At 66.2% G+C, this 4,429-nt stretch carries 3 protein-coding genes and 1 pseudogene; 2 read left to right on the plus strand and 2 right to left on the minus strand.

Annotation, left to right across the window (positions count from 1 at the left end; all coding sequences use genetic code 11):
* Positions 1-312, plus strand: a 312-nt coding sequence (locus H8B02_RS45570; RefSeq protein WP_229172257.1) for an ATP-binding cassette domain-containing protein, incomplete at its 5' end; no start/stop codon positions are given.
* A gap of 344 nt (positions 313-656) precedes the next feature.
* Positions 657-2,123: a glycerol-3-phosphate dehydrogenase gene (locus tag H8B02_RS45575; protein ID WP_229172258.1), complete on the plus strand. Its 1,467-nt coding sequence runs from the start codon at positions 657-659 to the stop codon at positions 2,121-2,123.
* 7 nt (positions 2,124-2,130) lie between these two features.
* Here the strand turns inward: H8B02_RS45575 and H8B02_RS45580 are convergent, their stop codons facing one another.
* Both H8B02_RS45580 and H8B02_RS45585 read right to left on the minus strand, forming a co-directional pair.
* Complete coding sequence (locus H8B02_RS45580) at positions 2,131-3,360, minus strand: tetratricopeptide repeat protein (protein WP_229172259.1); 1,230 nt, start codon at positions 3,358-3,360, stop codon at positions 2,131-2,133.
* A 351-nt stretch (positions 3,361-3,711) separates the two neighbouring features.
* A pseudogene (locus H8B02_RS45585) lies at positions 3,712-4,429 on the minus strand (hypothetical protein); the annotation flags it as partial.

Consider the following 4,429-nt stretch of genomic DNA (forward strand, 5'->3'; position numbering starts at 1 on the left):
CTCTCGATCGAGATGCAGGGCCGTCCGATCGGGCGGCTGTCAGGCGGGCAGAAGGCCCGTCTCGGCATGCTGGTGCTGCGGCTGACCCAGCCGAACTTCTATCTGCTCGACGAGCCGACCAACCATCTCGACATCGAGGGCCAGGAGGCGCTGGAGGACGAACTGATGGAGCAGCAGGCCAGTTGCCTGTTGGTGTCGCACGACCGCCAGTTCGTGCGGACGGTCGCCAACCGGTTCTGGGTGATCGAAGGCAAGAAGCTGATCGAGGTCGATGGACCCGAACAGTTCTTCGCCGCGGCCGGTGCAGACTAGCGCGTGCTGGAGTCAGATGGGATAGCCGACGCGAAGACGGTGTGCCTCTCCCGCTTGCGAGGGCGTCACAGGAGGAGCGCTGCCAAAATATCGAAAACAACCCCATGCAAAGTAGCCGGTGGCGGCCGGCGTTCGAGCAGGCTACTTGACACGTCGGGCAACTCAGCGGCATCATTCCAATATTCCGAAATCATGTAAGCGTCCGCCCGCCCCCGCAAGCGCGAGAGGTGGAGTGCGCCGTGAGACCGCTTTACCCAGACATCATGTCGTTAAGCGCCACGCCTTGACACAACTTGGGTGCGAACACGTATTTCGTTCGCATTGAAATGCGATAGGCGTTGCGCATGGCGGATTGTGACCTCGCGATCATCGGCGGTGGCCTGAACGGCACGAGCGTGGCGCGTGATGCGGCCGGCCGCGGCCTGCGCGTGATCCTGCTGGAGCAGGGCGATCTCGGTTCCGGCGCGTCGCAGGCCTCGCCGCGGCTGGTCCACGGCGATCTGGCGGGGCTGGAACGGCGCGAGTTCCTCCGCGTCCGCAGGGCGCTGAGGGAGCGTGATGTGTTGCTGCGCATCGCGCCGCATCTGGTGCGGCCGGCGCGCTTCGCGATCCCCGCGCATGCCGAGGAACGGCCGCCGTGGCAATTGCGGTCCTTACTGCTGCTCTACGAGCGGTTGGCCTCGCGCAGCGGCCTGCCGGGCTCGACGACCCTCGATGTCACGCACCATCCGGTCGGCGACGCGCTGAAGCGGCCGTTCGGAACTGCGTTCGAATACTCAGACTGCGTCGTCGACGATTCGCGACTCGTCGTGCTCAACGCCGTCGATGCCGCGGCGCGCGGCGCCGATATCCGCAGCGGCGCGCGCCTGACCCGGGCCGAGCGCGGCGAGACCTGGCGGCTGGTCGTGATCGACCGCGGCTATCGGCGGGTGATCACGGCGCGGTCGCTGGTCAATGCGTCCGGTGCGTGGACCGCCTCCGTCGCCGACACCGTGCTGCGCGTGCCGGCGCCACCGCTCGCAACCGTGCAGATCAGCCAGATCGTGGTACGCCGCCTGTTCGACTGCGACAACGTCTATGCGTTCCAGAACGCCGACGGACAATTGATCTTCGCCAGTCCCTACGAGCGCGACTTCACCCTGATCGGCAGCGTCAGCCATCCGTTCAAGGGCGATCCGGCCATTGTCGCGATGGGTTTGCGTGAGGTGGCCTATCTGTGCGACGCAGCCAATCGCTATTTTCGCGAGCAGATCGCCCCGGCCGACGTGCTGCGAACGATTTCCGGCGCCAATTCCGTCATCGCTCCCGCGCGACGGCGCATCAGCGATGGCGCTGCGTCGCTCGATTTCAGGCGCGGCAAGGCACCGCTGCTCACCATCTTCGGCGGCGACGTCACCACCTCGCGGCGCCGCGCCGAGCGGGCGGTGTCGGAGTTCACGCGGTTCTATCCGATGACGCCGCGCTGGACCGCAACCGTGCCGCTGCCGGGCGGTGAATTCGCGTGGCAGCGCTTTGAAACCGAGGTCGATATCGCGCGCGACCGCTGGCGCTTCCTCAGCGAGGCGCAGGCGCGGCGGCTGGTGGCCGCCTATGGGTTGAACGTGAAGGATATCCTGGGCGACGCCAGGGAGAAGGCCGATCTCGGCCCGGCCTTCGGCCCGGAGCTGACCGGCGCGGAGGTGCGCTATCTCATGCGCAAGGAATGGGCGCGCTTTTCCGACGATATCCTGTGGCGCCGCTCCAAGCTCGGCCTGACCATGCCGCTAGCCGATCAGGATGCGCTTGCGGCGTTCATGGCGAAGCCGGATTGAAGTTCGGCTATTGCCGCGCCGCCTCCTGCGACCAGGCGAGGTCGCGGCGGGATGGACGGCGATGCAGCCGCTCCGAGATCAGGTTCGTCGCTTGCCGGCCCTGGCCAGCGCGGAGGCACGCGACGATGAAGGTGTCCTCCCACAATTCGCGTTGCGCATGGCTGCCGCCGATCCGCACCAGTTCGGGCATCAGCGGCGCCAGGATGCGCACGGCGCTGTCATGGTCGCCGGCCGCGAAGGCGGCAACGCCTCTACCGAGCCCGATCGCAGCAGGGCCGGGCGCCAGCTTGCCGTCGGCGTCGCGCGCCGCCATCTCGGCCAGCCGCGCCTCAAGCGCATCGTTGTTGGTCGTGGCTGCGACCAGCGCATGGTGCACATCGGCGAAATGCGCGCCGGCCTTCGGGAAGTAGCCGTCGCCATAGGCGGCGACATCCTTCCAGTGCGGCTCGAGGCCGGTCTTGCCGGCGACCGACAGCCGCCACAGCAGCGAGGCCGTGTCGGTATAGATATTGAGCGGCGGATAGGGCCGGTTGGCCGGCTTGATGTGCTGCTCGTAGATGGCGAGCGCACCGTCGGCGTCGCCTTCCTCGATCGCGATCAAGGCGAGGTGCCAGGCGAGATGGCCCTGCAGGAAGCTCGTCCGATCATTCGCCGGCAGCCATCCAGAGAGGAAGCTGCGGCCTTCCGCCCCGTCACCTTGCTCGAACAGCGCATGCGCCACCGCGTGCGCGGCGCCGGCGTTCTCCGGCTTCAACGCGTAGCCGCGCTCGGTGATGGCGCGGCCGGTGACGACGTCGCCGGCCTCGGTCTTCGACCAGCCGAGATAGGTGAGGAACCACCAGTCGTCGCCATAGTCTTTGGCGTAACGTTCGGAGATTGCGAGCCGCGCGGCGTCATGGTCGGGCCGGCCGGAGAAGGCATAGAGGCCGAAGGCGCCGAGCAGCAGCGACAGCACCTGCGCATCGCGCGGATATTCGCTGAGATGCTGTTCGGCTGCTGTCATTGCCTTCTTGCCCTGGCCCTCGATCACGGACGCGATGATCTCGATATGCTGGCGCTCGCGCGGGCTTGCCGCCGCGGCGAGTTGCCGGGCGTCGGCCGCCTTGGCGCGGGCCTGGGCGCCTTCCATGTTGAGCTGGTGCACGCGGGCGCGGCCGAGATGGGCCAGCGCGAAATTCGGGTCCTCCGCGATCGCCGCCTCGAACGCCGCGTCCGCGCCGTGCAGCGCCGCCAGCATCCGATCGACGCCGTCGACATAGTACGCGGCGGCGCGGTCCGAATCGGTCGTCAGCGGCAGGCCGTAGCGGTCGCAAATCATCGGTTGTCCTCCCGAATTCGGCTGCGAAGTCTAGGGCATGTCCTCATAAAGGCAACGAGCCCCTTCGCGGCTTACGTCTGCTTAGCCTCAACAGCATCGCAAGAGCGGACATCGCCGGAGGTCCGCGTTGGGCCAAAACCAGACCTCGACGCGCGCCGCGATTAACGTCGATTTCGGGACGCAGCGCGGTGAAATCATCAGCTTGGTACTAAGCTCGAAGCCGCGCTTTCCACGGCGCGCTTGGTATCGATGTCCACAAATGTGTGCAGCTCAGGTTGTGTGAAAATGGGGCGTAGCTAGGAACGCCGAATCCTCTTGGCCTCCCTTCGGATCGAACGACGAAGCAATCGCGCCGGCGCCGTAGTGGTCGTTGTGGAATCCGGCAGCCATGAATTGATTCATGAGCGCCGCAAAGTGTCCAGGCGCCGAGGCATTCAGCTCACCAGCGGACCCTGCCAGCGGGGGATCAGTCACGGTGATGGTTTTCGCCGCTGAGGTCCCGGTCTCCCCGCTCGTGCTATTTGATGCCGTTACCGTGAAGGTGTTCACCGGATGCCCCTTTCCGGGGAATGTCGAGTTCAGCACCAGACCGCTAATCGCCTGTCCAGCAGCACCGGCGGTTATAGTGAAGGTTCGTGTGTCTCCCTTGCCGCCGCCATGGACCAACTGGCTGGTGACAGTGTCGCCACTTGGTGCCGTTATCGACTCGAAATGCGGAACGCCGCTGATAGTCACGGATATCGTGTCGTCGGAATCGGCAGGCGATGCTGTGATCAACATTTGCGTTGACCCGCCCGCCGGTACCGTTCGAGAGGATGGCGCCATCAGCGTCGGCGGCTCGGGGCCGTTGTCCGGGTCGAGCGGGGTGAGTGTCACTAGGCCGTTGCCCGAATTCTCTCCGGCGACAGCCACCATTTCTGTCGTTAGAGCGAAGGGCGCAAGAAACGAGCCGCCACCGCCGCCGCCCGCGAAGACCCCGCCGCCGCCG

Source organism: Bradyrhizobium altum (assembly GCF_020889705.1).
GTDB lineage: Bacteria > Pseudomonadota > Alphaproteobacteria > Rhizobiales > Xanthobacteraceae > Bradyrhizobium > Bradyrhizobium altum.

Excerpts from the sequence above, each read along its gene's own strand:
- H8B02_RS45575 (WP_229172258.1), top strand. The coding sequence starts at position 657 with ATGGCGGATTGTGACCTCGCGATCATCGGCGGTGGCCTGAACGGCACG.
- H8B02_RS45580 (WP_229172259.1), bottom strand. The coding sequence starts at position 3,360 with ATGCTGGCGGCGCTGCACGGCGCGGACGCGGCGTTCGAGGCGGCGATC.